Source organism: Leisingera sp. (genome assembly GCF_034669605.1).
Lineage (GTDB): Bacteria > Pseudomonadota > Alphaproteobacteria > Rhodobacterales > Rhodobacteraceae > Leisingera.
Window position 1 is genome coordinate 1 of sequence record NZ_JAXMOX010000042.1, and the last position, 26622, is coordinate 26622.

Annotated in this window: 31 protein-coding genes; 13 read left to right on the forward strand and 18 right to left on the reverse strand. The window is 61.9% G+C overall.

Annotated features, from left to right (window positions below; translation table 11 throughout):
- The 15 genes from VOI29_RS07385 to ffh form a co-directional block, all read right to left on the reverse strand.
- The coding region (locus VOI29_RS07385; RefSeq protein ID WP_323777243.1) for a division plane positioning ATPase MipZ at positions 1-382 on the reverse strand (382 nt) is incomplete at its 3' end.
- 110 nt (positions 383-492) lie between these two features.
- Positions 493-2538: a DEAD/DEAH box helicase gene (locus VOI29_RS07390; RefSeq protein WP_323777245.1), complete on the reverse strand. Its 2046-nt coding sequence runs from the start codon at positions 2536-2538 to the stop codon at positions 493-495.
- 112 nt (positions 2539-2650) lie between these two features.
- Entirely contained in the window at positions 2651-2872 is a 222-nt protein-coding gene (gene rpmE, locus VOI29_RS07395) for a 50S ribosomal protein L31 (protein WP_024088426.1), read from the reverse strand.
- An 11-nt stretch (positions 2873-2883) separates the two neighbouring features.
- The gene (gene rplS / locus VOI29_RS07400; protein ID WP_323777248.1) at positions 2884-3258 is read right to left on the reverse strand and encodes a 50S ribosomal protein L19; all 375 of its coding nucleotides are present in this window, start codon (positions 3256-3258) and stop codon (positions 2884-2886) included.
- A gap of 355 nt (positions 3259-3613) precedes the next feature.
- Positions 3614-3949, reverse strand: a complete 336-nt coding sequence (locus tag VOI29_RS07405) for a YegP family protein (RefSeq protein WP_323777249.1) — start codon at positions 3947-3949, stop codon at positions 3614-3616.
- 124 nt (positions 3950-4073) lie between these two features.
- Complete coding sequence (gene trmD, locus VOI29_RS07410) at positions 4074-4880, reverse strand: tRNA (guanosine(37)-N1)-methyltransferase TrmD (RefSeq protein WP_323777251.1); 807 nt, start codon at positions 4878-4880, stop codon at positions 4074-4076.
- Positions 4881-4964: 84 nt separating this feature from the next.
- Positions 4965-5804, reverse strand: coding sequence for a hypothetical protein (locus tag VOI29_RS07415; RefSeq protein WP_323777253.1), 840 nt, complete (start codon positions 5802-5804; stop codon positions 4965-4967).
- 2 nt (positions 5805-5806) lie between these two features.
- Positions 5807-6310, reverse strand: coding sequence for a ribosome maturation factor RimM (gene rimM, locus VOI29_RS07420; protein ID WP_323777255.1), 504 nt, complete (start codon positions 6308-6310; stop codon positions 5807-5809).
- Between the two features lie 153 nt (positions 6311-6463).
- Positions 6464-7102, reverse strand: coding sequence for a 5,6-dimethylbenzimidazole synthase (gene bluB, locus VOI29_RS07425; RefSeq protein ID WP_323777257.1), 639 nt, complete (start codon positions 7100-7102; stop codon positions 6464-6466).
- 4 nt (positions 7103-7106) lie between these two features.
- Positions 7107-7475, reverse strand: a complete 369-nt coding sequence (rpsP, locus tag VOI29_RS07430) for a 30S ribosomal protein S16 (RefSeq protein WP_024088433.1) — start codon at positions 7473-7475, stop codon at positions 7107-7109.
- Between the two features lie 60 nt (positions 7476-7535).
- Complete coding sequence (locus tag VOI29_RS07435; RefSeq protein ID WP_323777259.1) at positions 7536-7844, reverse strand: chorismate mutase; 309 nt, start codon at positions 7842-7844, stop codon at positions 7536-7538.
- A gap of 102 nt (positions 7845-7946) precedes the next feature.
- Positions 7947-8549 (reverse strand): GNAT family N-acetyltransferase, encoded by a 603-nt coding sequence (locus tag VOI29_RS07440; RefSeq protein WP_323777261.1) that lies wholly within the window; start codon positions 8547-8549, stop codon positions 7947-7949.
- A 61-nt stretch (positions 8550-8610) separates the two neighbouring features.
- Positions 8611-9177, reverse strand: coding sequence for a GNAT family N-acetyltransferase (locus VOI29_RS07445; RefSeq protein WP_323777264.1), 567 nt, complete (start codon positions 9175-9177; stop codon positions 8611-8613).
- A 146-nt stretch (positions 9178-9323) separates the two neighbouring features.
- The gene (locus VOI29_RS07450; protein WP_323777266.1) at positions 9324-9869 is read right to left on the reverse strand and encodes a GNAT family N-acetyltransferase; all 546 of its coding nucleotides are present in this window, start codon (positions 9867-9869) and stop codon (positions 9324-9326) included.
- A 2-nt stretch (positions 9870-9871) separates the two neighbouring features.
- Entirely contained in the window at positions 9872-11395 is a 1524-nt protein-coding gene (gene ffh, locus VOI29_RS07455; RefSeq protein ID WP_323777268.1) for a signal recognition particle protein, read from the reverse strand.
- A gap of 414 nt (positions 11396-11809) precedes the next feature.
- Between ffh and VOI29_RS07460 the strand changes: the two genes are divergently transcribed.
- Together VOI29_RS07460 and VOI29_RS07465 are read left to right on the forward strand one after the other, a co-directional pair.
- Positions 11810-13717 (forward strand): elongation factor G, encoded by a 1908-nt coding sequence (locus VOI29_RS07460; RefSeq protein WP_323777270.1) that lies wholly within the window; start codon positions 11810-11812, stop codon positions 13715-13717.
- 107 nt (positions 13718-13824) lie between these two features.
- Positions 13825-14352 (forward strand): prolyl-tRNA synthetase associated domain-containing protein, encoded by a 528-nt coding sequence (locus VOI29_RS07465; protein WP_323777272.1) that lies wholly within the window; start codon positions 13825-13827, stop codon positions 14350-14352.
- A gap of 149 nt (positions 14353-14501) precedes the next feature.
- Here the strand turns inward: VOI29_RS07465 and VOI29_RS07470 are convergent, their stop codons facing one another.
- Entirely contained in the window at positions 14502-15083 is a 582-nt protein-coding gene (locus VOI29_RS07470) for an FMN-dependent NADH-azoreductase (protein WP_323777274.1), read from the reverse strand.
- Positions 15084-15208: 125 nt separating this feature from the next.
- Here VOI29_RS07470 and VOI29_RS07475 point away from each other — a divergent pair, with 125 nt between their 5' ends.
- The 3 genes from VOI29_RS07475 (at position 15209) to VOI29_RS07485 (ending at position 17508) form a co-directional block, all read left to right on the forward strand.
- Positions 15209-16087 carry a LysR family transcriptional regulator gene (locus tag VOI29_RS07475; RefSeq protein WP_323777276.1) on the forward strand — a complete coding sequence of 293 codons (879 nt, stop codon included), beginning with the start codon at positions 15209-15211 and terminating at the stop codon, positions 16085-16087.
- A complete protein-coding gene (locus tag VOI29_RS07480) occupies positions 16084-16980 on the forward strand; it encodes a DMT family transporter (RefSeq protein ID WP_323777277.1) in 897 nt (298 codons plus the stop codon). The genes VOI29_RS07475 and VOI29_RS07480 overlap by 4 nt, the downstream gene beginning before the upstream one ends.
- A 117-nt stretch (positions 16981-17097) precedes the next feature.
- A complete protein-coding gene (locus VOI29_RS07485) occupies positions 17098-17508 on the forward strand; it encodes a universal stress protein (protein WP_323777279.1) in 411 nt (136 codons plus the stop codon).
- Here the strand turns inward: VOI29_RS07485 and VOI29_RS07490 are convergent.
- Entirely contained in the window at positions 17505-17849 is a 345-nt protein-coding gene (locus VOI29_RS07490) for a metalloregulator ArsR/SmtB family transcription factor (protein WP_323777281.1), read from the reverse strand. The genes VOI29_RS07485 and VOI29_RS07490 overlap by 4 nt on opposite strands.
- A gap of 53 nt (positions 17850-17902) precedes the next feature.
- On the opposite strand from VOI29_RS07490, the gene VOI29_RS07495 reads away from it, so the two are divergent.
- From VOI29_RS07495 to VOI29_RS07520, 6 genes are all read left to right on the forward strand, one after another.
- Positions 17903-18064, forward strand: a complete 162-nt coding sequence (locus tag VOI29_RS07495) for a hypothetical protein (RefSeq protein WP_323777283.1) — start codon at positions 17903-17905, stop codon at positions 18062-18064.
- A 196-nt stretch (positions 18065-18260) separates the two neighbouring features.
- A complete protein-coding gene (locus VOI29_RS07500) occupies positions 18261-18605 on the forward strand; it encodes an AtpZ/AtpI family protein (RefSeq protein WP_416361494.1) in 345 nt (114 codons plus the stop codon).
- A 40-nt stretch (positions 18606-18645) separates the two neighbouring features.
- Positions 18646-19446 carry a F0F1 ATP synthase subunit A gene (locus VOI29_RS07505; protein WP_323777482.1) on the forward strand — a complete coding sequence of 267 codons (801 nt, stop codon included), beginning with the start codon at positions 18646-18648 and terminating at the stop codon, positions 19444-19446.
- 84 nt (positions 19447-19530) lie between these two features.
- On the forward strand, positions 19531-19767 hold the full coding sequence (locus tag VOI29_RS07510) for a F0F1 ATP synthase subunit C (protein ID WP_008205040.1): 237 nt from the start codon (positions 19531-19533) through the stop codon (positions 19765-19767).
- A gap of 88 nt (positions 19768-19855) precedes the next feature.
- The gene (locus VOI29_RS07515) at positions 19856-20404 is read left to right on the forward strand and encodes a F0F1 ATP synthase subunit B' (protein ID WP_323777487.1); all 549 of its coding nucleotides are present in this window, start codon (positions 19856-19858) and stop codon (positions 20402-20404) included.
- Positions 20405-20408: 4 nt separating this feature from the next.
- On the forward strand, positions 20409-20969 hold the full coding sequence (locus VOI29_RS07520; RefSeq protein WP_323777489.1) for a F0F1 ATP synthase subunit B: 561 nt from the start codon (positions 20409-20411) through the stop codon (positions 20967-20969).
- A gap of 308 nt (positions 20970-21277) precedes the next feature.
- On the opposite strand, the gene VOI29_RS07525 is transcribed toward VOI29_RS07520, so the two are convergent.
- Positions 21278-22048 carry a FadR/GntR family transcriptional regulator gene (locus VOI29_RS07525; RefSeq protein ID WP_323777492.1) on the reverse strand — a complete coding sequence of 257 codons (771 nt, stop codon included), beginning with the start codon at positions 22046-22048 and terminating at the stop codon, positions 21278-21280.
- Between the two features lie 167 nt (positions 22049-22215).
- On the opposite strand from VOI29_RS07525, the gene VOI29_RS07530 reads away from it, so the two are divergent.
- On the forward strand, positions 22216-23424 hold the full coding sequence (locus VOI29_RS07530; protein WP_323777494.1) for a PLP-dependent aminotransferase family protein: 1209 nt from the start codon (positions 22216-22218) through the stop codon (positions 23422-23424).
- Positions 23425-23589: 165 nt separating this feature from the next.
- A partial coding sequence (locus VOI29_RS07535) for a chromosome segregation SMC family protein (protein ID WP_323777496.1) occupies positions 23590-26622 on the forward strand: 3033 nt, incomplete at its 3' end.

The following is a 26622-nucleotide window of genomic DNA, read 5'->3' on the forward strand; positions in this document are numbered from 1 at the left end:
TGAGCGTATCGGCCAGTGAATGGGCCACCTGGCTGAGACGCGTGTGCGAGCCGGGGCAGTCGATCAGGATGAAATCATGGCCCGGCTCCAACGCCGAGACAGCGGCCGACAGGCGATGGTCATAGATGTTTTCACCCGGTTGCAGGCTGTCGGGATCAATCTCCGGCAGCTCGTGCATTTCCACCATCGGCAGCTCCAGTCCTGCCTTGGTGCAGAAATCCTTGCGGTTCTCCAGGTAACGCCCCATCGAACGCTGCCGCAAGTCCAGGTCCAGCGCAGCCACCTTGTGCCCAAGCCGGGCCAAGGTGGTTGCAACATGCATGGAAACAGTGGATTTTCCCGCGCCGCCCTTCTCGTTGCCGACGACAATAATATGCGCCATGTACAGATCCCTTCGCTCGTGCCTTTGGCACGTTTTTATCTTTGCGCTTCTGTATAGGCTCTGGATTCGGTCAAGAAAAGCGGTCTGCGCAGGCTGGTAAACTTAGAGTATCACCTGTGTTTTGAGGGTCCCGCCGGCTTGCGGTTCGGGCGGGCATCTCCACCTTTGCGAAGTTTGCCCGGCTTGGCATCAGCGGCACGCGCCTTGTTTTTCTTGCTGTTGGGTTTGCCGGCCGGCGGTTTGGGGCCTTTGGCGTGGTAGGGTTTTGCTGCAGGCGCGCCGGGCTTGGTCATCCGCTTGGAAGGATCGGAGGCGCCGCGCGGCTTGGCTACAACAGCCGGGTCAGGCTTGGGGCTGCTTTCCGGCGCGCGGCTGCGGCGCGGTTCGCGTTCGAAAGGCGCTTTGTCAGCAGAGCGCTTTTCCTGCCAGTCCTTGCGCGGCGGGCGGCTGTCTTCGGATTTGCCGCGATAGGGTTTCGGACTATCCGGTTTACCACGGTGCGGTTTGGAATCCCGGTCACCTTTGAAGCCACCCTTCGGTCCACCGGGGCCGCGGCGCGGGGCCGGGCCCAGATCGGGAGCCTCGGAAAGCTGGCTCAGCACGGCGCCCGGCTCCAGTTCTGCCTTGCCATCCAGTGCTTTCAGAAAACCGTCAATCGCGGCCTTGCTGATTTCGGCAAAGGTCTCATTGTCTTGCACCCGGATCGCACCGATGGAGTCGCGGTCGATGTTGCCGGCCTTGCAGAGCATCGGCAGCACCTTGTGCGGGTCCGCACCGGCAGCCCGCCCGCCCGAAAGCGAGAACCACACCGACGGCCCGAAGGGCTTGCGCTCCTTACGTTCTTTGCGCGGTTCCTCCGCACCGGCCGGGCGCAGGTCTTCAGGTGCCGAATGGCGGCTGCGGAACAGGCGCAGGTAAGTGGCGGCGATCTGCTCGGCGGAGAAATGCTCCAGCAGAGTTTGAACCCCTGCCTGCTCTTGCTCGGAAACCGCTTCCTGCCAGACCGGATCCGCCAGCATGCGCTCCTCATCCCGTGCCAGGATGTCATCAGCCGAGGGCGCTTCGCAATGCTCTGCCGTCAGCTTGGCCCATTTCAGCAGCCGCAGCGCTTTGCTGCGGGCCTTGGGCGGTGCGATCAGTGCGCTGACGCCTTTGCGGCCCGCGCGGCCGGTCCGGCCGGAACGGTGCAGCAGGGTTTCGTGGTTCGAAGGCAGCTCGGCGTGCACCACCAGTTCCAACCCCGGCAGGTCGATGCCGCGGGCAGCAACATCGGTGGCCACGCAGACCCGGGCCCGCCCGTCGCGCATCGCTTGCAGCGCTTGACTGCGTTCAGCTTGGGAGAGTTCGCCCGACAGTGTCACCACCGGCAGGCCGCGATTGGTCAGCCGTGCCGCCAGCCGGTTCACAGCTGCGCGGGTATTGGCAAAGACGATGGAGCTAGGGGCCTCGTAGTAGCGCAGCACGTTGATGATGGCGTTTTCCGCATCCTGTTGCGCCACGCTCATCAGCCTGTATTCGATATCGCTGTGCTGTTTGGTTTCGCCTGCGGTTTTGATCCGCATCGCATCGCGTTGGAAAGTTTCGGCGAGGCTGGCAATGCCCGCCGGAACAGTGGCCGAGAACAGCAGTGTCCGGCGGTCTTCGGGCGCTTCGCCCAGGATAAATTCCAGATCCTCGCGGAAACCCAGGTCGAGCATTTCGTCGGCCTCGTCCAGCACCACAGCGCGCAGGTTGCTGAGGTCGATGGAACCGCGCATGATGTGGTCGCGCAGCCGCCCCGGTGTCGCGGCCACGATATGCGCGCCGCGGGCCAGGGTGCGGCGTTCGTCCCGCATGTCCATGCCGCCAACGCAGGATGCAATCACCGCACCAGCGCCACGGTAAAGCCAGCTCAGCTCGTGCTTCACCTGCAGCGCCAGCTCGCGGGTTGGTGCGATCACCAGCGCCAACGGAGCGGCGGCCTCGTCGAACGCTTCGGCTTCACCCAGCAGGGTTGGCGCAAGCGCAAGTCCGAAGCCGACTGTCTTGCCTGATCCGGTTTGCGCGGAAACCAGCAGGTCGCGCTCTTCAAGCTCCGGCTGGGTCACAGCCTCCTGCACTTGGGTCAGGGTTTCATATCCGCGCTCTTGCAGTGCGTTGGCCAGGGCTTGTTTCACGAGGGGGGCTGTCTTTCCCGCGAGGCGCATCCGGCCTCAGCGTCAGGAGAAAAGAAAGAAGGCTGCCCGTCCGGGGCAGCCTTCGGGAGTTTGGCAAAATACGGCGGACGGCTTAGAAGCCCAGGCCTTCGTATTTCTTCTTGAATTTCGAAACACGGCCGCCTGCATCCATCAGACGCGAGGTGCCGCCAGTCCAGGCCGGGTGCACCGTCGGGTCGATGTCCAGCGCCAGCTGATCCCCTTCGCTGCCCCAGGTGGAGCGCATCTTGAGGATGGTGCCGTCGGTCATTTTGACGTCGATGAAGTGGTATTCGGGATGAGTGTCTTTTTTCATGATACCGCTCCTCAGGCTTTCTTGGGCTTGTAGTGTGCATCTTCTGCGATACGGGCCGACTTGCCGCGGCGGGCGCGCAGGTAGTACAGCTTGGCGCGGCGCACGCGGCCGCGGCGCACAACGGTGATGCTGTCGATGTTGGTCGAATACAGCGGGAACACACGCTCCACGCCTTCGCCGAACGAAATTTTGCGGACGGTGAACGAACCGGCAATGCCCGAACCGTTTTTACGGCTGATGCAAACACCTTCGTACATCTGCACGCGCGAACGCGAGCCTTCGGTCACCTTAAAGCCGACACGGATGGTGTCGCCGGCTTTGAAATCAGGGATTTCTTTCCCCAGGGCGGCGATTTGTTCCGCCTCCAGCTGTGCGATCAAGTTCATCGCAACTCTCCTAAATTGGCCTGCGGTTCTTTCCGCAGAGGTTTGTGCCGTCATGAGAGCTCTTGGTCTTCATCGGGTCCCGCCACAGGCAGCCCGCCAGAGATCACGCAGTCTGTTTCTTACTTCTGGCAGGCAGATCCCAGGCGAAAACCGAAGAAGGAGTTCAGGTAAACGATCCAACAGCCAGCGGTCCGGAGCCGCGATTGCGAATCCAGACCGGCGCTATATACGTCCGCTAGCCCAGCAAAACAAGTGCCTAGCTGAGTGGTCTGCAAGAGTTATCTGAAAACCCATGCAGTTTCCTGTCTGTAAGGATTTGGGGGTTCTGCCCCGGCCTTTTCCGGCTCTCAGGCCCTCACCCAGTCTGGTCTTCGACCACAGCTGTCGGCGCGTTTTTCTTCACCGCCTCAATACCATTATCGCGACCCGATGCGCTGCTGTAGCTCTGAGAGGTGCCAATCACCTGGCCATTGGTGGCTTTCAGGTTGAACATATGCTTGCCGGCGGCAGTTTCTTTGCGCTCATAGCGCGCATCCTCTCCAGCGTTCTTTTTAACCGATTCGATGCCGTTTTCGGCACTGGCTTTCTGCTTGTAGCCTTCGCTGGCCAGAATATTTTCGCCGTTGCCTGCTTTCAGACGGAAGCGGAATTCGCTTGCATTATCGGTATAAAGTTCGAATTTCCCAGCCATCCTGCTCACTCCTAATTCCTGATGAATATGAGGGGACTAAAGCACGGCTCGGGTCATCCGGCAATGTTTGGAGGCAACTTGCGCTGCTGCTCGCCCGGAAGAGGGATGTTGGTCAAACAGCCAATCAGCGCTTGCTGCCTGTCTTCCGGCTGTGAGCTTCCCACAGGTCAGGACGGCGGGCCTTGGTGATGTCTTCGCTCATCCTGTGTCTCCATTCCGAGATCTTACCGTGGTGGCCTGACATTAACACGTCCGGGATTGCGCGGCCGTTCCACTCGGCAGGGCGGGTATATTGCGGATGTTCCAGCAATCCGGAGGAGAAGCTTTCTTCCTCGGTAGAAGCCTGGTTGCCAAGCACCCCTGGAATGAGCCGGACGGTGGCATCGACCAGCGCCTGCGCGGCCAGCTCGCCGCCGGTCATCACGAAATCGCCCAAGGAGACTTCCTGGATGCCATAATGCTCCAGCACTCGTTCATCGACTCCTTCAAACCTGCCGCACAACAGGGTTATGCCATCGCATTGTGCAAAGTTCTGCATCATCTGCTGGTCCATCCGGCGCCCGCGCGGAGACAGGTAGACCAAAGGCCAGTTGCCGCGGGTGCCTGCCATCGTGTGTTCAATCGCCGCGCCCAGCACATCGGCGCGCAGCACCATGCCGGCGCCGCCGCCTGCAGGCGTGTCATCGACGTTGCGGTGCTTGCCCACGCCGAATTCCCGCAAGTCTGTTGTCTCCAGCTGCCATAACCCTTCCTGCAGCGCTCTTCCGGTCAGGCTTTCGCCCAGAACGCCGGGAAAGGCGGAGGGGAACAGGGTGATGATCTTGGCTTTCCACACGCCTGCCAGGTCCGGTGTCGGCGTCATCAGCTCTCGCGGTTTCAGAGTGGGGCGGATGGCCTTGCGGCCGTGGGAGCGGGAGGGGGTGTCGGTCATGTTTTCTCGGGCGGAAGATGGAGGGCTATGCTGACCTATACGAGGGCTGGCATCAGATACAAAGGGATTAGTGGGGGCCAAAGTTTATACGGGGGGCCGCTTTGAAACGCGGGATCTGCGAAGAACGGCTTGTTTTTTAATGCGGATCTGGCTGTACGGTTGCCCCGAGCGATTGAGCGCAAGCAGCTCTTCAAGAATTTCTGGCTCCGGCCGGGTGTTGGCGGGCGGGACAGGTTTCATTGCTTCAATGGCTGCAGCTGGCAGGCCAAGGTGCGGCAGCAGTGCGGAAATCGGGCCGAGCCGGTGGGCAGAAGCGGCCTCAAGCGGTGCAGAGCTGATCTTGGCACTGGCTGACAGTTGGGCTGTTCCGGAAACTATCGCTTGCAGGTCCGCCGAAGCGGCATACTGTCTGACGTACTCCTCTGCGTCCAATGTCAGCGGGCTGGCCCGCAAATGCTGCACATGGCAGCTTTGCAGCCATTCGGGCGCGGACCGGGTCATATAGAAAATGCATATGCTGGCGGCCGGCTGAAGCTCCAGAACCGTGTCCTGAATGCATTTCATCAGCAGAGGCGCGGCTCCGTAATCTTTCAGGCCATGCCGCCCGGGCATGTGGCCGGATAAGTCTTCCGAGGCAAGAAGAACCGGCCGGGGGTCATCTGCATCAAGCGCTTCCAGCAAGACTGCGCATTCGAACTGAAACAGCGCGAAATCAACTGGATTCCGGGTGGCCGACCAGCGCCGCGCAGCCTCGCATAGTGCAAGCATATCGTTGCGAAGGAAGATGCGCAGATGCGGCGAAAGCAGCGGCTGGTTGTCTTGCAAGCAGCGCTGGACGGTTGTGGTTCCGGTTTTGTGAAACCCGGCGTGGAGAATTAAGCGCAGACGTTGCGGGCGCCCTTCTGCCAATTCATCCGGTGCCACGTTCAGAACACCCCGTCCGGCGGGTCGGCGACGATGCGGCCTTTTTCAAGATCTACTGTCGGCACCGCGGCCATGGTAAAAGGCAGAAGTACCGTGGACTTCAGCCCCGGACCATGAATCTCCAGCAGGTCCGCCGCACCATGGTTCTGCACTGATTTCACCGTGCCAAGCAGAGTGCCGCCGGTGTCATAGACCTCCAGCCCAATCAGGTCGGCATGATAATATTCGTCATCCGGCAGACTGGGCAGCTGGTCACGGCGGGCGAACAAGCGCAGGCCTTGGACGGCGTCCGCCTGTTCCTTGGTTTCAATTCCGCTCATTAGGGCGGCAAAGCCATTCTTGACCGGACGGGTCAGGGTCAGCGTATAGCTCTGGCTGCCGTCCTCGTTGGTAAGCGGCGAATAGTCGACGATTTCCTCGGGGATGGCGCAAAAGCTCTTGAGCCGCACCTCGCCGCGCACGCCGAAGGCGCCGGCCACTGCTCCTACGCAGATCAGGTCGCTCATGGTGTCATTCCTTTGCACAGAACCCTGCCCGCAGCCACTGGCCGCCGGATTGTTCGCAGAGTTCGCTTTGGTGGTTGCGTTCAAAAAAGATGCCAGCGGTAAAGGCCACTGCAACAAAAAACACAAGCCGGATCAATCGTCCCATCCCGGGGCTCAGCGGGTTTGCAGCGGCAGGTCTGCCATACGGCTTTCCCAGCCGGCCTCCTGCAGTTCTGGCGTGTCTGACTGGCGTTCAGGATAGCCGATGCAGAAATAGCCGATCAGCTGCCAGCCTGCAGGCGCCGCCAGATCGCGGTTCAGCTGTTCGGGATCCAGCACCGAAACCCAGCCCAGCCCCAAGCCTTCGGCGCGTAGGGCGAGCCAGAAAAGTGTGACGGCGGTGACCACCGAATAACGCCGCATCTCCGGCATCGTGGCGGCGCCCAGCCCGTGGCCCTGGGCCGTTTCATCGTCACAGTAGATCGCCAGCTGCACCGGTGCGTCGCGCATGCCAGAGAGCTTCAGCTGCGCATATTTGCTCGCCCGATCATCGGAGTAGCCTTTCAGGGCTTCGGCATTGGCCTTCTCGAAATTCCTCAGCGCGGCGGCGCGGGCAGTGTCGCTGTCCACGCGCAGGATGCGCCAGGGTTCGCTGAGCCCCACTGAGGGGGCCAGCGGAATGGCAGAGAGGCAGCGCATCAGCACTGCCTCCTCCACCGGAACGCTGCGGAACCGGCGCACGTCGCGCCGGAGCCGCATCAGCAGATCAAGCTGGCTGCGGAACTCTTCGGGAAAAGCGCCCCGCAGCTCCACGGAATTATTCCGCGTCTGCAGCTGCTTCGGAGGCTTCAGCAGCCTTGGCAGCTTTCTCTTCTGCACGCTCCTGGGCTTTTTTGCCCGGGGCGCCTTTCTTGGGGTTGCTGCGCTCGGTCTTGGCGCGCACGCCTGCGGCTTCCAGCATGCGTGCGATACGGTCGGTCGGCTGTGCGCCTTGGTCCAGCCAGTGCTGCACGCGTTCCATGTCCATTTTCACACGCTCTTCGCTGTCTTTCGGCAGCAGCGGGTTGTAGGTGCCCAGCTTCTCGATGAAGCGGCCGTCACGCGGCATGCGGCTGTCAGCAGCCACGATGCGGTAGAAGGGACGCTTTTTAGAGCCGCCGCGGGCCAAACGGATTTTCATTGCCATGGGTACATCTCCTTTGATGGCGTTGTCCGGGGTATGCCCCGGTTGTTCCTGTTGTGATTGTTATTCTTGGTGTTTCTTGTGGTGGCGAATGACTTCACCGATGATGAAGTTCAAAAATGCCTTGGCGAACTCAGGGTCCAGATCGGCCTGCTCCGCCAGGTCTTCGAGCCGTGCGATCTGCGCCGCTTCGCGGGTCGGATCGGACGGGGGAAGGTCGTGTTCAGCCTTGAGCCGCCCCACTGCCTGGGTGTGCTTGAACCGCTCGCCCAGGGTATAAACGAGGATCGCATCCAGGCGGTCGATGCTTTCACGGTGGCCCTTCAGCAGCCGGGCTGCACGGGCGGTGGGATCTTGGGTGTCAGTTGTCATCGGGTTCTCCGCAATGCAGCAGGCTGGCGCGTGCCAGGGCAGCAGCGGGCGTGCACCCCCTGTACACCGCCGCAGCGCAGCAACAATGTTTCCAGACGCGGTTCAGTCAAGGGCCCAGCCCTCCGGCTTGAACAGCGGATCGGCGTAGTGGCCGATTTCCATTTCGATGCCATGCGCAATCTGGCTGTCCTTCAGAGTGTCCGGGCCGGGATGGCGGAAAACTGCATCATTGCCGTCGATAGTGGCAGCCTCATGGTCCTTGGTGGCGCCGAGCCGTTCTGCCAGCCGGATCGAGTCGAGATTCTTGGGGTCGATATAGCTGACCGCGGTCTCCCAGCCCAGATCTGAATAAAAATGCCGGCGTGCGGCCTGCGCGGCCTCTAGCGCATAGCCCTTGCCGGCGGCACCGGGCCAGATGATCCATGCAATCTCGCGTTCGGGCCAGCCCGCGGGCTGCCAGCCGCCGGCCATTCCATAGGTCTCGTCCGTGGATTTGTCGTGGATCATCCACATGCCAAAGCCGCGGACCTGCCAGTGGCCGATCTCGGCGGCGTAGAGCATCCAGGCCTCATAGGTGTTCAGCGGCCCGCCCATAAAGCGCGAGCGGTAGGAGCTGAAGGTGGCTTTGAAGTCAGGATAGTCCTGCGCCTCGGGACCGCGCAGCACCAGCCGGCGGGTTTCTATCACCGGGATGTCAAACGGCATCAGCGCGCTCCTTTCAGCAGAGGGGCGCGGCCAAGCCAGAATATGATACCGTTAAGGCGCATCAGTGAAGCATGCCCTGTGCGGCTTGCGGGCCGGACACGCAGGCGGGCGGGGTGTGGCGCCAGGCGCGGATATTGGGTGCGGGCTGCAGACGGAAAGAGACCGGTTTTTCCGGCCGGGCGCCAACGCGCTGGGCCAGCGCAATAGAAGCGCCGTTTTCCTCGGGCACGTAGGATACGATACTGTCCCAGCCAGCCTCGGCAAACAACCAATCGAGCACGCATTGCGCGGCTTCGCTGGCATAGCCTTTGCCCTGTCCCGGCTCCATCAGGTGCCAGGATAATTCCGGTTCCGGCCATCCTTTGGGGAACCAGGGGCCTACAAGGCCGACGGTCAAGCCGCTGCTGCGCTCGACCACAGCAAACAGGCCGTAGCCGTGCAGGTGCCAGTGACCGATGATGGTTGCAATCGACCACCACAGCGAGTCGGGGTCTTCCGACGCGTCGATAAAGCGCGGTGCGCCCGGGTTCAGAAAGGCCGCATTGGCGTCAAACTCCGGGTCCGCCGGAGAAATCAGCATCAGCCGTTTTGATGCAAGCCGCGGAAACGGCTTTCGAACGTCAGTCATTTTATACCCCTTTACCCGGGCGGCGGACCGCCCGGAGTGAATTTCACCCATCCGGAGAAGGAGTATCGGGGAGACTGCGTAATATTCGGTTAAACAAGCCGTTGCCAGTGCCGGGCGGACGTGGTTCGCGCAGATTTGACGGAAGCTCATGCGCAGGCCTCCATTCCGCCTGCGGCCAGATCATCCGCGCCTTGATGACGCCAGATCTGCAGCTTTCCCATGCGGGGGTGCGCAAAGCTACCGTCTTGTTTCGCGCCCATGCGCTGAGCCACAGCGGCTGAGGCGTGGTTCGCCGGGTCGACAAGGCTGATTGCAGTGGGCCAGCCCAGGGTTACATAGGCGTAGTTGCGTGCGGCAATGGCCGCTTCGGTGGCGTAGCCTTTGCCCGAAAAACCCTGAAATAGATCCCAACCGATTTCCGCTTCCGGCCAGCCATGTGGGTTCCACAGGCCAATGATGCCGGCGCATTGGCCGCTGCTCTTTTCGTCCACGGCCCAGCGACCATAGCCCAACATTTGCCAATGGCCGATTTCCAGCGCCAAGTGACGCCAGACCTGCTCAGCATCCATCTGCCCGCCAACGAAATCGGCGCGTTCCGAAGCGTAGAACGCACAAAGCGCTGTGAAATCCGCCTGCGCCGGGGCGCGGAGGATCAGGCGATCCGTTTCGAGGGTGGGGATGGCGACAGTCATGATTACTTCTTCTTGCCGAAACCGCTGAGGCCCGCTGGCAGGCCCATGCCGCCGCCGAGGCCGGGGAGGCCGCCGGGCAGGCTCTTGCCGCCGCCCATTGCCTTGGCCGCCGCTTCCAGCGCCTTGGGGTCCATTTGCGAGGGATCCATGCCGTCCATGCCAGGCATGCCGCCGCCTTTGCCGAACATGCCCTTCATGGCCTGCTTCAGCATCTTGCCTTTGCCCATCTTGCCCATCTTCTTCATCACATCGGCCATCTGCCGGTGCATTTTCAGAAGCTTGTTGAGGTCGCTGACTTCCATGCCGGAGCCGGCCGCGATGCGTTTCTTGCGGGAGGCCTGCAGCAGGGCGGGATTGGCGCGTTCTTTCTTGGTCATCGACTGGATCATGGCGATCTGGCGCTTAAGCACCTTGTCGTCCATGCCGGCGTCCTGCACCTGCTTGGCCATTTTGCCCATGCCGGGCATCATCTGCATCATGCCCTCCATGCCGCCCATCTGGAGCATTTGTTCAAGCTGCATCTTCAGGTCGTTCATGTTGAACTGACCCTTCATCATGCGCTTCATCATACGCTCGGCCTGTTCGGCCTCAATGGTTTCCTGGGCCTTCTCGACCAGCGCCACGATGTCGCCCATGCCGAGGATGCGGCCCGCGATGCGGTCGGCCTCAAAGGTTTCCAGCGCGTCCATCTTCTCGCCCAGACCGACAAAGCGGATCGGCTTGCCGGTGACAGCGCGCATCGACAGCGCGGCGCCGCCGCGGCCGTCGCCGTCCATCCGGGTGAGGACCACGCCGGAGATGCCGATCTTGGCGTCGAACTCTTCCGCGACTTCCACCGCGACCTGGCCGGTGAGGCCATCGACCACCAGAAGCGTCTCACGCGGGGAGACCGCGTTGCGGACGTCCTCGACCTCCTGCATCAGGGTCTCGTCAATGTGCAGGCGGCCCGCGGTGTCCAGCATGTAGACGTCATAGCCGCCCAGTGTCGCCTGCTGCTTGGCGCGTTTGGCGATATCGACGGGTTTCTGGCCGGGCACGATCGGCAGCGTGTCGACGCCGATCTGGGTGCCGAGCACCGCCAGCTGCTCCATCGCCGCCGGGCGGTAGACGTCAAGCGAGGCCATCAGGACTTTCTTGCCTTCTTTCTCCTTCAGCCGTTTCGCCAGTTTGCCGGTGGTGGTGGTCTTGCCCGAGCCCTGCAGGCCGACCATCAGCACCGGGGCGGGCGGGTTGTCGACCTTCAGCTTGCCGGGATCCTCGTCGCCGCGCAGCACGTCGACCAATGCGTCGTGCACGATCTTCACTACCTGCTGGCCCGGGGTCACCGACTTGGTGACCGCCTGACCAGTGGCCTGCTCCTGCACCTTCTTGACGAAGTCGCGGGCAACCGGCAGTGAGACGTCGGCTTCGAGCAGCGCCACGCGCACTTCACGCAGGGCGGATTTCACGTCCTCCTCGTTGAGGGCGCCCTGTTTGGTCAGCCGGTCAAAGACGCCGGATAGGCGTTCGGATAGATTTTCAAACATGCCTGCGGCCTCCTGATGCCGGTTTCAAGTTGTGGCGCCCCCGTATGTAGGGGACAAGCGATCCATGCGCAAATGCCCCCACGGGCGTAACACGCTGGTGGGGGGCGATCCCTGGCACGGGCAGGGACCGGAAGACTCACTCGCTTCCGGATGCTGGGGCAGGCGTTACGCCGTTTGGCCGCCGGAGTCAACCGCGGCGCGGGTTCGCCGGGGCGGCACAGGGCAGCTACGTGCGGCTTGACATGCAGGGGCCGTGTTGGTCAACATCTGACAGCTGGTCCCTCGCCGTCCACTCACCGGCCGGGCCACCCGACAGAGCATCGAGGCAGATCTTCAGAACAGGCATTCCGCGCGCCACTTGGCGTCTGCGGTTCCGGGCGGGCAGCCGCATCAGCCAAGGGAGGATCAGATAACATGCGCGTTTTCACTATTCTGGGACCGTCGCAGTCCGGCAAATCTACGCTGACAGCGGCGCTGGCCAATCTGGACAGTGCCGCGGGTAAACGGCAGGAGGTTGCAGGCGTCGCCGCTTTGCAGCCTTTTTCATTCATGAGCGAGGACTGGGCCGCAATCGACATCGCAGGCGGGGCTGACAACCTGGCTCAGGCAGGTCCGGCATTGGCGGCCAGTGACGCTGCCGTCCTTTGCGTGCCGGCAGATGCCGGAGCTGCGGTGCTAAGCGCACCGTATCTGCGCAAGCTGGAGGAGGCGGGGATCCCCGCCTTTATTTTTGTCAACCGCATGGACCAGGCGGCAGACCGGGTGGCGGAAATCGCCGCTGCGCTTCAGGCCTATTGCAGCCACAACATCATTCTGCGGCAGGTGCCGATCCGCGAGAACGGCCAGGTTGTGGGGGCTGTGGATCTGATCTCGGAACGCGCCTGGCAATACCGCGAAGGCGAGCCCTCGGCGCTGATTGAGCTGCCGGTGGCGATGTATACCCGCGAGCAGGAAGCCCGGACCGAATTGTTGGAGGCGCTGGCGGATTTCGACGACACTCTGCTGGAGGAGCTGATCGAGGATCAGAAGGTGATGCCGGATGAGGCCTACGAGGTGGCGACCAAGGTGCTGCAGCACAATGACCTGATCCCGGCGCTGATGGGATCTGCCGTGCATAAGAACGGTATCCTGCGGCTGATGAAGTCGCTGCGGCACGAGGCCCCGGATGTGGGGGTTGCATTGGAGCGGTTGTCACAGGACGCCAAAGTCGTCGCTGTCGGTTGCATGGCCGATCTGGTCAAGCATCTGGGCAAAACGGTGATGGTGCGGGCGTTGGACGGCAGTGTCGGCAATGGCGCTTCGGTTGGCGGAGCAGCGCTTGGCTCGCTGACCGGCGTTGGTTCCACGGCCAACGCTAGCCTGGCACCAGGGGATATGGGGCAAGCGGTCAAGTCGGACCATCTGAATATGGGATTTGCTTATGCGCGCGACGGCGCCGCGCCGCTGCCGGACTGGGCGCAGCCGCGGCCATCGACCTTTCGGCGGGTGATTACCCCGGTAAACGAGCGCGACGATGCCCGGCTGTCGGGTGCGCTGGAGCGGCTGGCGGAGATCGATCCGGCGCTGGGTGTGGGGCAGGATGAGGCCAGCGGCCAAGTGCTGCTGAACCTGCAAGGCCCGCTGCACATGCGGCGCATCAAGCAAGCCCTGAAAGACGAATTCGGCGTTGAGGTGGAGGAAGTCGTGGTGCCGCCGGCATTACGCGAGACAATCAGGAAGCCGGTGCAGGTGCAGTACCGCCACCGCAAGCAGTCCGGCGGCGCCGGGCAGTTTGCCGATGTGGTGATCGAGGTGAAGCCCCTTCCGCGGGGCAGCGGTTTCGTATTTGAAGAAACCGTGAAAGGCGGCTCAGTGCCCAAGAACTATATCCCCTCGGTCGAGGTCGGCGCGCGCGAGGCGCTGGCGCAGGGGTTGAACGGGCATCCTGTGGTGGATATCTGCGTGACGCTGAAGGACGGTAAGCATCACTCGGTCGACAGCTCTGATTTTGCGTTCCGGACTGCGGGGAAGAATGCGGTCAGGGAGGCGCTGTCCGAAGCTGGCGCGGTGCTGCTTCAACCGATCATGCGGGTGCAAATTCATGTGCCCTCGGTGTTTACCGGCGGGCTGGTGCCGGTGGTGAGCGGCATGAAGGGGCAGATCCTGGGGTTTGAGGCCGAAGACGGTGTCGCTGGCTGGGATGTGTTTGAAACACTGCTGCCGATGTCGGTGCAGGATGATCTGTGCAGCACTTTGGCCAGCGCCACCCGCGGTACCGGCTGGTTCAGCACTGATTTCGACCACTATGAAGAGGCCCGGCGCGGGGATTTCGCCGAGGCGTAGAGGCGAATTGGCGCAAAACGGGGCGCAGGGGGCGGAACACCTCTTGCGTCCCGTATTCATTTTGCGTGATCTGCGCTGCAACCCGAAACGGCTTGCGGAGTAAGATCATGGATGCATCATCGGCCTATCAAGACAGCCTGCCTGTCTCCTCGGATGCGCTGCTGAAGCAGCTGGACGGTTGGGGAATCGCCTATCGGCTGCACACGCATGTGCCGCTCCGCACGGTGGAGGATGCCAAGGCGGTCGAAGACCAGTTCACGGTGCCGGGCGAAAACGCGCTGCGGCTCAAGAACCTGTATCTGCGCGATAAGAAGAAGCGCAACTATCTGGTGACGCTGCAGCAGGACCGGGAGGTCGATCTCAAGGTGCTGGCGGCGGAGTTGGGGGCCGGAAACTTGTCGTTCGGCTCGGCGGACCGGCTGCTGGAGAACCTCGGTATCCGCCCCGGCGCGGTCAGTCCGCTGGCGATGATCACAGGAACGGAAAAGGGCGTCACCTTTTATATGGACGCGCGGGCACAGGAGTCGGATGTGATTTTCATGCATCCGCTGGTCAATGACCGCACGGTGGCGATGACGCGGACTGATCTGATGGCCTTCTTCGAAAAGACCGGCTGTGAGGTCAGCTGGATCTAAGCAGGAATTGAATGACGGCCGTGCTATCCAGCCTGCTCGTCTTCCAGCGCCAGGTCCAGCGCTGCCGCCTGATGGGCTGCGGACGGGTTCACGAACAGAAAACCGCCAGCCCGGGCAGGGCTGACGGCAGGCGCGCTGGGCAGCCGGGATCAGGCCGCCAGCGCTTCGATCTGGCCCTTTGCCTTAGCCAGGGCGCCATCGGCGTCGATCGACATGGCGTCGGCGGCGACGATTTCGACGTTTGTTATCCCGATGAAGCCCAGCATGTGACGCAGGTAGGTAGTGGCAAAGTCGATGTCGGAGCCGGCCTGGGTGCCGCCCGAGGCCATGACGATGATGGCGCGCTTGCCTTCCAGCAGGCCGACGGGGCCGGTTTCACGGTACTGGAAAGTCATGCCGACGCGGGCTACCAGATCGATCCAGGCCTTCAGCGTGGAGGGCACCGAGAAATTGTAGACCGGAGCGCCGATGACGATAGTGTCGGCCTGTTTCAGTTCCTCCACCAGCGAGTCGGAGAGGGAAAGCAGCTGCTTTTGCGCGTCGCTGCGCTGGTCCGCCGGGGTGAAGTTGGCGCCAATCCAAGCGCCGTCCAGCAGCGGCAGCGGTGTGGCCAAGTCGCGGCGGATCACCTGTCCGGCGCCAAGGCGGCTGACGATCTGCGCCGAGAGATCGCGGGTCACGGAACCCTCGGTGCGGGCGGAGGAGTCGATGTGGAGAACAGTGCGGGTCATTTTCGTGTTCCTGTGCTTGTTGCTGACAGGTATTTGGGGTATTGCAAATTTGAACGCAATGCCGCTTTGATCACATGAGATGTGCATTTTTGCGCATAATGGATCCGGCTGGCAAGGAGGCTGCAATGGACAATTGGGATGAGGTCCGCACTGCGTATCAGGTGGCCCGCATGGGCACGGTGAGCGGTGCCGCCGAAGTGCTGGGTGTGCACCATGCCACGGTGATCCGCCATATCGACGCAATCGAGGCGCGGCTTGGGGTGAAGCTGTTCCAGCGCCATGCCCGCGGCTATACGCCGACAGAATCCGGGCAGGACCTGCTGCGGGTCGCGCAAGCCACGGACGATCAGTTCAACCAGCTGGTGGGTCGGCTGAAGGGGCAGGGCGATGACGTTTCAGGCGAGCTGGTGGTGACCTCGCTGGCGTCGTTCGCGCCGATGATGGTTCCGGCGCTGCAAGAATTCCAGGACATGCATCCCGGGCTGATCATCCGCTATCTGACCGGCGACCGTCTGTTCCGGCTGGAATACGGTGAAGCCCATGTGGCGATCCGCGCGGGCAATGCGCCGGATCAGCCGGACAATGTGGTGCAGTCTTTCATGAAGCAGAAGATCGGGCTTTATGCCTCCAGGAATTATGCGGCGAAATACGGGCTGCTGCAGGGGCTGGAGGATATTCCCAACCACCGGTTTGTCGGTCAGGACGATGAGAGTAGCCGGGCGCCGTATTCCCGTTGGCTGCGGGCCAATGCTCCGGCTGAGGCGATCGCCTTTCGCTGTACCGACGGCTCCACCCTTAAGGCGGCGGTGCGCAGCGGCGCCGGAATCGGCTTCATGGCGGCGTGGGAGGCGCGGCAGCAGCCGGATCTGGTGGAGATGATGCCGCCCCAGAAGGACTGGGAGGGCGCGTTGTGGCTGGTGACCCATGTGGATCTGCACCGTACTACCAAGGTGCAGGCGTTCCTGGCGTTCTTGAAAGAGCAGGTAAAGGATTGGCAGCTATGAGCGAGGCACTGCGGGGGCACCTGGCGATGCTGCTGTTTTCGGCACTGGTGGCAGGATCTTTCTCGCTGGGCGCGATGGTGGCCAACGAGATTGCGCCGGCGGCCTTGAATGCGGCGCGATTTGGTATTGCCGCGGTCGTCATCGGCATCGCCGCACTGGCTACCACCGGGCTGCAGCGTGGGCATTTTCGAGCACCCTGGCGGTTTGCCGTACTGGGCGGGCTGTTCGGCGGATACTTCGTGCTGATGTTCTATGGGCTGCAGACGGCGGCGCCGGTCAGCGCCGCAGCGGTGTTCACCCTGGTGCCGGTGATGAGCGCGGCATTCGGCTGGCTGCTGCTGCGGCAGATCACCACCCGCTGGATGGCCGTGGCGCTGGCGATTGGCGCGGCGGGGGCAGTATGGGTGATCGTGCGCGGCGATTTGGGCGCCTTGGCGGCGTTTGAGGTCGGCCAGGGGGAGATCATTTATTTCTGGGGCTGCCTGTTGCATGCCATTTATACGCCGATGGTGCGGAAACTGAACCGGGGTGAGCCCGCAGTGGTCTTTACCTTCGGGATGCTGCTGGCAGGCGGCGCGCTGCTGGCGGTGTTTGGCTGGCAGGACATTCTGGCCACCGATTGGGCCCAGTTGCCCGCTATCGTCTGGATCGGGCTGTTCTATCTGGCTGTCTGTGCCAGTTCGGCGACCTTTGTGCTTTTGCAATATGCGGCAATGCGGCTGCCTTCGGCAAAGGTTATGGCCTATACCTACCTCACGCCGAGCTGGGTGATCCTGTGGGAGATCGCGCTGGGCCGCGGCGCGCCGCCGGGCATGGTGTTGATTGGGATCGTGATGTCGGTGGTGGCATTGGCGATGCTGCTGGAGGGCGCGAGGGACCGGGTGCCCGTCTGAACACACAGGGCATGCTCCCCACCGGCGGGGAGTCCAACACCTTGCGGCAGGTCAACGCAACCCTCTTGTTTTCCGCTATACTGGTGCTGAGGGACGCTTCGGAAAGAGGAGGCGACAATGTTCAAGCATATCATGGTGCCCGTTGACCTGCACATGCCTTCAACGGTCAAGAAAGCGCTGGATGTGGCAGCGGATTTCGCCAAGAATCATGGCGCGCGCGTGACGCTGGTCCATGTGACGGATCAGCAGGTCAGGCGCGGGCATACTGTAGGGTCGTCCGGTGATGAGCTGGCAGACCTGGCAAGCAAGATGGCGGAGCAAACCGGTGCTAAGGTTGAGGGGCTGCCGATCTATTCTGTGGATGTCGGGGCAGAGATCGATTCGATCCTGCCCCGGACTGCAAAGGAGCTGGAAGTGGATCTGGTTGTGATGGGCACCCATATGCCTGGAATCCTGGACTATGTGTTTTCGTCACACGCCAGCCATCTGGTGCTGCATTCTGAAACATCGGTATTTGTAGTTCGCTAGGGGTCCGCCTGCGCGTCTCCTGCCAGATGCTCAGCCTCCAAGAAGCGTTCAAAGGCATCCAGGTTGACCGGTTCAAACTGGCCAAACCCCTGCATCCAGACGGAGGCAGCGCGCATGGCGTCGGGCTGCAGCTTGCACCACTTTACCCGGCCGCGCTTTTCCTGAGCGATCAGTCCTGCCCGGGTCAGGATGCTCAAATGCTTGGAAATCGCCGCCAGCGACATTTCGAATGGTTCCGCTACATCGGTCACCGCCATGTCGTCTTCCAGCAGCATAGTGAGGATCGCCCGGCGAGTCGGGTCGGCCAAGGCCGCAAAAGCTGTGTCGAGGGGATCGCTCATGCCTGGTAGTCCTATCCACCGCCGGCAGGTTTGACAATCTGTCTTGAGCCGTCATGGAGGCTCTACTGTGGGGAGAGACAGGGCGTGGCACTGGAATATTGGCTGGTGATTTCTTCCTGGGCATCGGCTGGGGCATGGTGGCGATCCTGCTGGGGCTGTTGCTGACCGGCGGGCGGATCGGGCGCTGGGGTACGGCAAAACGGCCCTTTGGCTAAAATCAACCTCTTGGTTGAATATCGTTTCCCTGAAGTTCGGGCGCCAACAGCCGGCGCGACAGAAGCGCGCGGGACGCAGTGTTGCATTTTTAGCTGTTATTTATCAGTATGTTAATAGGGAATCCAAGTTTCAATCCTTGTAATTGACTCCCAAGCTCCTTGGCCTTAGCAACCGTTCTCAGAAATTCGCGTGAGGATGGCGCCCGTGACCGACGACGACCAAAAGCAGCGCATGGCGCAGCTGGAGGAGAAGCTGGCGGCGGCGCGTAAGGCCCAAGAGCCCAAGCCGCGTGCGGATGAGCATTATTCGATGGCCAATCAGGCCTGGCGGATGGTGATTGAATTGGTGGCCGGTCTTGGGATCGGCTTTGGCATCGGATACGGGTTGGACCATCTGTTTGGAACCCTGCCTATTTTCATGGTGCTGTTTATAATGCTGGGCTTGGCGGCCGGGGTGAAGACGATGCTTCGCACCGCGCAAGAAATCCAGGAACAGAAACTGGCCGAAGAGGCCGACAAAAATGCGCAAGACCGGGATTGATCCGACGGGATCGGGCACCGGCGACAGGAGAAGCGGACTGATGGGCAAAATTTTCTTTTACGCAGCGCTGGCGCTGGTGCTGGTATCCGGCCTGATTTTCGCTCCGGCGGAATCAAAACTGGCAATCCACCCGATGGATCAGTTCAATGTGAAGGCGCTGTTTGGCGATAATATTTCCTGGTACACCCCAACCAACGTGACCCTGTGGATGGCACTGGCTGTTACTGCCGTGTTCGCGCTGCTGGTGCTGGGGTCGTCGCGCCGGGCCATCGTGCCGGGCCGCGCCCAGTCGGTTGCGGAACTGGCCTATGGATTCATCTATAAAATGGTTGAAGATGTGGCCGGCAAGGATGGCGTCAAGTTCTTCCCCTATATCATGACCCTGTTCATGTTCATCGTGATGGCCAACTTCCTGGGTCTGCTGCCGATGTCCTTCACCACCACCTCGCACATCGCGGTAACCGCGATCCTGGCCGGGCTGGTGTTCTTCACTGTGACCATCGTTGGCTTTGTCAAGAACGGCGCCGGTTTCCTTGGCCTGTTCTGGGTGTCGAGCGCGCCTCTGGCGCTCCGCCCGATCCTGGCGATCATCGAGCTGATTTCCTACTTCGTGCGTCCCGTCAGCCACAGCATTCGTCTGGCTGGCAACGTGATGGCCGGCCACGCGGTTCTGAAGGTGTTCGCAGGTTTTGCAGGCGCCCTGGGCCTGTTCAGCTTCCTGCCGATCTTCGCGATCACTGCGGTTTATGCACTCGAAGTTCTGGTGGCCTTCATCCAGGCCTATGTCTTCACCATCCTGACCTGCGTGTACCTGAAGGATGCGCTGCATCCGAGTCACTAAGGCCAGGATCTGAAAGTTTACCGGGTGAGCCTGGCGGTTCACCCAGACCCTAAATCACCACATTCCATCGTAAGGAGAATACTCATGGAAGGCGATATCGCACAACTCGGTCAGTTCATCGGCGCAGGCCTGGCAGCAATCGGTTCCGGCGCAGCCGCAATCGGTGTGGGCCACGTTGCCGGCAACTTCCTGGCAGGCGCTCTGCGCAACCCGTCGGCAGCCGCCGGCCAGACCGCAACCCTGTTCATCGGCATCGCATTTGCAGAAGCACTGGGCATCTTCTCGTTCCTGGTCGCGCTGCTGCTGATGTTCGCCGTCTAAGACCTTAGGAACCTATTTCCTTACGGCCGGGCAGTGCGGCCTAAATCTGCACTGCCCGGTGTAACGGCAAGTTCCCAAGGAGAACGACATGGCATCAAATACGCAAGACGCAGCACACGGCGCCGCAGACGCAGCGCACGGGTCTGCTCCGGGCATGCCGCAGCTGGACTTCTCGACCTTCGGGAACCAGATCTTCTGGCTCGTGGTCGCCCTGGTCGTGATCTACCTCATTCTGTCGCGCGTCGCGCTGCCCCGCATTGCTGCGGTGCTGGCCGAGCGTCAGGGGACCATCACCAACGACCTCGCCGCGGCTGAAGACCTGAAAGCCAAGGCTGTCGAGGCCGAGAACGCATATAACAAAGCTCTGGCGGATGCCCGTGCCGAAGCTCAGCGCATCGTTGCTGAGACCCGCGCGGAAATTCAGGCCGGACTGGATCAGGCAATTGCTAAAGCGGACGAACAGATCTCTGCTAAGGCTGCCGAGTCCGAAAAGGCAATCGCCGAAATCAAGGCCGGTGCGCTGGAAAGCGTGAAGGCTGTTGCCACCGATACCGCAGAGGCGCTGGTGACCGCGCTGGGCGGTTCGGCAGACGCAGACGCAATTGCCGTGGCAGTTGCCGAGCGGACGAAAGGATAAGGACATGCGCAATATTCTCGCCCTTGCCCTGACGTTTGGCGCCGCCAGCCCTGCGCTGGCCGCTTCAGGCCCGTTCTTTTCACTGGGCAACACCGATTTTGTTGTTCTGCTGGCTTTTGCTCTGTTTGTGGGCATCCTGCTGCTGGCCAAAGTGCCGGGCATGCTGGGTGGCCAGCTGGACAGCCGTGCAGAAGGCATCCAGAAGGAACTGAACGAGGCCCGTGCATTGCGCGAGGAGGCCCAGACTGTTCTGGCGTCTTACGAGCGCAAGCAGCAGGAAGTTCAGGCCAAGGCCGACCAGATCGTCGCTGCTGCCCGTGACGAAGCTGCCCGTGCAGCGGAACAGGCAAAAGCGGACCTGCAAGCCTCCATCGCCCGCCGTCTGGCGGCTGCTGAAGAGCAAATCGCTTCAGCGGAAGCTTCGGCTGTGAAGGAAGTACGCGACCAAGCGATCTCAATCGCAGTTGCTGCGGCGGATGAGGTGATCTCGAAACAGATGACTGCGGCCGAAGCCAACAAGCTGATTGACGCCGCGATCGCGGATGTGGACGCCAAGCTGCACTAAGCTGCGCTGACACCTGGAAAATCAAAGAACCCGGCCCAAGCGGCCGGGTTTTTTCGTTCGCGAGTAGAAGGCTGCCTTGCATCTAAAGATGCAAAAGCAGCAGCTTAACTCTGCTTTTTCCTACTGAACTTTGAAAACGGGCGTTGAACGGCGTGTAGTAAAACGGAGCTTTTAACTGAGGGTGATATGTCAGGATTTCCATCAACGACTTCAAACTTTTACATTAAACGCGTCAAAACTACCCCATACATTCTCATCTTTGCCGGGCCGCTTTTTGCGGCAGCCGGAATATGGCTACAGCTCCCTGTTCAACCTTTGCCCGTCTCATGCTCCAGCCGCTGCCGTGCCACTTCGGTGTTGCGCTCGGCGCGCTGGTTGTCGGTGAGGGCCTGTTTGACGTAGTCCAGATGCGCCTCCACCGCGGCGCGAGCCGCTTGCGGGTCGCGGGCCTGCAGGGCGGCGTTGATGGCGCGGTGCTGCTCCAGCAGCGCTTCATAGGTGGTGTGCTGCTGGAACATGATCCGGCGGTTGTAGAACACCCCCTCGCGCAGCAGGTCGAACATCGACCGCATCATATGCAGCATGATCACGTTGTGGCTGGCGTCCATGATGGCGGAATGGAACTGGGCGTCGAGCTTGGCCGCCGCTTCGGACACAGCCGGGTTGCCTGCCGCCTCCATCTTATTAAAGATCGCCTGGATCACCTGCAGGTCATAGTCAGAGCCGAACCGGGCTGCGCGTTCCGCCGCCAGCCCCTCCATGTCGCGGCGGAAGGACAGGTAGTCGAACACAGCCTCGTCATGGGTGGCAAAGAGCTGGATCAGCGCTGGCGAAAAGGCTGACCCTAGAACGTCCCCTACAAACACGCCGGAGCCTGCCTTGGACGTCAGCAGCCCGCGCGCTTGCAGTTCGCCGATGGCATCGCGCAGAGAGGGGCGGGAAACGCCCAGCCGTTCGGCCAGCTCACGTTCAGCAGGCAGCCGTTCACCGGGTGAGAGGATGCCGCGCAGGATCAGCTGTTCGATCTGCTTGACGACAGAGGCAGAGAGTTTTTCGGGCTGAACTTTCTGAAATGGCATGCGGAGGCTCGTCTGAATTGGTCAAATCATATGACCACGCGAGGGAAGAGGCTGCAAGGGCGGGCCGGTTCACGAAGGCTGCAACATTAGGTCAGTATTATTGACTTTATTTTGCACTCTCCTACCGTGACACTAAATGCCAAACCAGGAGCACCAGGAGAGCGAGGATGCAGTTCGACCAGATCTTTGCCAGCCGGAACGCGCGGATGAAGGCGTCGGCAATCCGCGAGTTGCTGAAGCTTCTGGATCAGCCGGATATTATCTCTTTTGCCGGCGGCATCCCGGATTCAGCGCTGTTCCCAACGGATGAATTTGCCAAAGCTTTCAAGAATTCGCTTTCACCAGAACGGCAAGCCATGGCGCTGCAGTATTCGGTGAGCGAGGGATATATGCCGCTGCGCGAGTGGATTGTTGGGGAGATGGCAAAGATTGGAATAGTCTGTGATCCGGGCAATGTGCTGATTACTTCCGGCTCCCAGCAGGCGTTGGATTATTTAGGTAAACTGTTCTTGTCGCCTGGCGACACCGCTTTGGTGGGCTGGCCGACATACCTGGGGGCGCTGGCGGCCTTTAATGCCTATGAGCCACGCTATGACCGCTTGTCGTTGAAAGGGGACCGGACTGCGGAGAGCTATGCCGTAGGCGCGGCTGAAGCGGGCAGCGTGGTGAAATTCGCCTATCTGTCACCGGATTTCGCTAACCCGACCGGGGAAACCCTGGATCGCACCTGCCGCCTGCAGATGCTGGAGGTGGCGGAGGAACTGGATTGTGCGATCATCGAAGACGCAGCCTATCAGTCACTGCGCTATGATGGCGAGGCCGTGCCGCCGGTGCTGGCGTTGGAACTGGAGCAGAAAGGCACGGTCGAGGACTGCCGCACGGTCTATTGCGGCACCTTCAGCAAGACGCTGGCACCAGGAGTGCGGATCGGCTGGGCGGTGGCGGCCAAGCCGGTCATATCGCAGATGGTGTTGCTGAAGCAAGCGGCGGACTTGCACACGTCCACTATCAACCAGATGGCAGTGCATGCGGTGGCCAAGGCTTGCTTTGATGCGCATGTTGAGCAGCTGCACGCGGTCTATCAGCGGCGCCGTGACGTGATGCTGGCGGCCCTGGAGGAACATATGCCGGAGGGGGTAAACTGGACCCGGCCCGAGGGCGGGATGTTTGTCTGGATGACATTGCCAGACGGCGCGGATGGGACCCGATTGCTGGCACGGTCGCTGGAGACAGAGAAGGTCGCTTTTGTGCCCGGGCAGGCTTTTTTTGCCGATGACAGCGGCCAGAACACGATCCGGCTTAGCTTTTCCAAATCCAACCACGCGGCCATTCAGGAAGGGATAGCCCGGCTGGGGCGGCTGTTGCGCTCTGTCTGACTTCGGAACAGCGCTGGCTTGGCAAAAGACCGCCGGATCGCACGGGTTATCCACAAGATATGGTGCCAAATCCATTCGGTTTGTCCCGATTTGGGGGTGCGGAGCGTTGACACACACGATAGGAACCGCTGAACTTTCCCGATACGGAATCACGAAGGGGCGGCTTTGCGGTTTTCCAAGCTCAGGCTGAACGGCTTCAAAAGCTTTGTTGATCCTACCGAACTGGTCATTGCCGATGGGCTGACAGGGGTTGTGGGACCGAATGGCTGCGGCAAATCCAATCTATTGGAGGCTTTGCGCTGGGTGATGGGCGAGACCCGCGCCAAGGCCATGCGCGGCGGCGGCATGGAGGATGTGATCTTTGCCGGCACCTCGTCGCGTCCCGCGCGCAACTTTGCCGAAGTCAGCTTGCAGATCGACAATACTGAGCGGCTGGCGCCCTCGGGGTTCAATGAGGCCGATGGGCTGGAGATCGTGCGCCGCATCACGCGCGATGTGGGCAGTGCCTACAAGTCGAACAGCAAGGACGTGCGGGCGCGTGATGTGCAGATGCTGTTTGCCGATGCTTCGACAGGTGCGCATTCGCCGGCGCTGGTGCGGCAAGGGCAGATTGCCGAGCTGATCAACGCCAAACCCAAGGCGCGGCGACGCATCCTGGAAGAGGCAGCGGGCATTTCCGGCCTCTATCAGCGGCGCCACGAGGCAGAGCTGAAGCTTAAGAACACCGAAGCCAACCTGCTGCGCGTCGATGACGTGATCGAACAGCTGGCCGCGCAGCTGGCACAACTGGCAAAGCAGGCGCGGCAGGCGCAGCGTTACCGCGAGATCGGCGAGAAGCTGCGGCTGGCCGAAGGCATGCTGCTGTACCGCCGCTGGCGCGAAGCGGATGAGGCGCGGCTGGAATCAGAAAATGAGTTGAGGGTGCGGGTTGAGCAGGCTGCCAAGGCCGAAGCACTGGTCCGTGCAGCGGTAGCGCAGCGAGGATCTCAAGAGGCGATGCTGCCGCCGCTGCGCGAGGAAGAGGCCATCGCAGCCGCCATTCTGCAGCGTCTGGTGGTGCAGCGGGACTCGCTGGGCGATCAGGAGGCGCAAGCGCGCCAGACGATCGAACGGCTTAGCAGCAGGGTTGTGCAGCTGGGCAATGATATTGAGCGCGAGACCGGGCTGAACAAGGATGCTGGCGAAACCATCGAACGGCTGGAATGGGAGCAGCGCGAGCTGTCCAAGGCTGGTGACGGGCACGACGGTAAAATGGCCGAGGCGGCGGAGCTGGCACGCGACGCCGGTTCGGTGCTGCAGGCTCGCGAGGACCATCTGGCGCAGGTGACCGAGGATGTCGCCCGCTTAGCAGCTCGCCATCAATCAGCACGCCGAGGGGTGGAAGACTGCCAGCGCGCGTTTGGCCGGTCCGGGGAAGAGGCAGAGAAAGCCCGTGCCGCACAGCGGGAGGCCAGGAACGCGCTGGAACTGGCGGCGGACAAATTCGAAGCTGCAGTCACGGCTGAGGAAGAGGCGCGTGAGGCCTCGGAAATGGCTGAAGAAGCACTGGCCGATGCGGATAGGACCCGCACGGAGACACAGAGCCGGGAAGGTGAAGCACGTTCGCAGCGCTCGGAAGCCGAAGGCGGGCTGGGCGCGTTGCGTGCCGAAGTTACAGCGCTGGCGAAACTGGTGGAGCGGGATACAGCCGAGGGCGGCCAGATCCTGGATGAGCTGACCGTGACCCCGGGCTATGAAAAGGCCCTGGGTGCAGCCTTGGCTGATGACCTGCGCGCGCCGCTGGCGGAGGCGGACGGGCCGACTGGCTGGGTGGCGCTGTCCGGTTATGATCAGGATGCCGCCCTGCCCGCCGGCGTGCAGCCGCTGGCGCTGTTTGTCTCCGGTCCTGATGCCCTGTCCCGCCGGGTGGCGCAGATCGGACTGGTGGATGGCGATGCCGCAGCAGGGCTGCAGGCGCAACTGAAGCCAGGGCAGCGCCTGGTGACCGTAGAAGGAGATCTGTGGCGCTGGGACGGTTACCGTGCCTGGGCTGAGGATGCGCCAAGTGCAGCAGCAATGCGGCTGGAGCAATTGAACAAGCTGGAAGCGCTGAAGCAGGAGATGGAGCGCGTCAGCGCCAGGGCGGATGGCGCCCGCGCAGCGCATGAAATGCTCTTGCGCAAACTGGAAGAGGTGACATTGGCCGATCATAACGCCCGCCAGGCTCGCCGCGTGGCGGACCAGCGGGTGGCGGACGCGGCCCGCGCGCTGAGCCGGGCTGAGGCCGACAGGAATCTTGCAGAAGGCAAGCTTGAAACGCTTGGTATCGCTGTTTCGCGCCATGAAGAAGATGCGCTGAATGCCAGTCTGCAGCTGAAAGAGGCTGAAAAGGCTCTGGGTGAGCTTGGCGATCTTGATCAAGCGCGCACGGTAGTAGAGGACATCAAACAGTCGGTCGAGGCGGCGCGGATCACCATGCTGACCCACCGCTCCAGCCATGACGAGCTGCGCCGCGAGGGTGAAGCCCGCACCAAACGTGCGCAGGAGGTGACCAAGGAACTGTCCGGCTGGCGCCACCGCCTGGAGAGCGCTGAGGCACGGATCGAAGAATTGGCCGACCGCCGCGAGGCCTCGCAGGAGGAGCTGGAAGAGGCTAATGCGGTTCCAGCCGAGATTGCCGGGAAACGCGCAGAGCTGAACGAGGCGATTTCCGAGGCCGAGGCCCGCAAATCGGCTGCAACAGAGGCGCTGGTCGCAGCCGAGGCCGAGCTGCGCGAGGCGGTCCACAAAGAGCGCGAGTGCGAGCGGCTGGCCTCCGAAGCGCGCGAGGCGCGGGCGCGATCCGAGGCGCGCTGTGAAGCGGCCAGGGAAGCCGTCACCCAAGCTGCGGGTCGGATCATCGAAGCGCAGCAGATCACCCCGCAGGCGCTGTTGGAGAAACTGGGTGTAGCGCCGGATGAGATGCCTGCCTCGGAAGGTCTGGAACACGACGTCGACCGCTATAAGCGCCAGCGCGATGCCTTGGGAGCGGTCAACCTGCGCGCCGAGGACGACGCTCGCGGCGTGCAGAATGAGCATGACACGCTGGTTGCGGAAAAGCTGGATCTGGAAGGCGCGGTGAAGACCCTGCGCGACGGCATTGCCAGCCTCAACCGCGAGGGGCGCGAACGGCTGCTGACCGCGTTTGAGCAGGTGAACAATAGCTTTGCCATGCTGTTC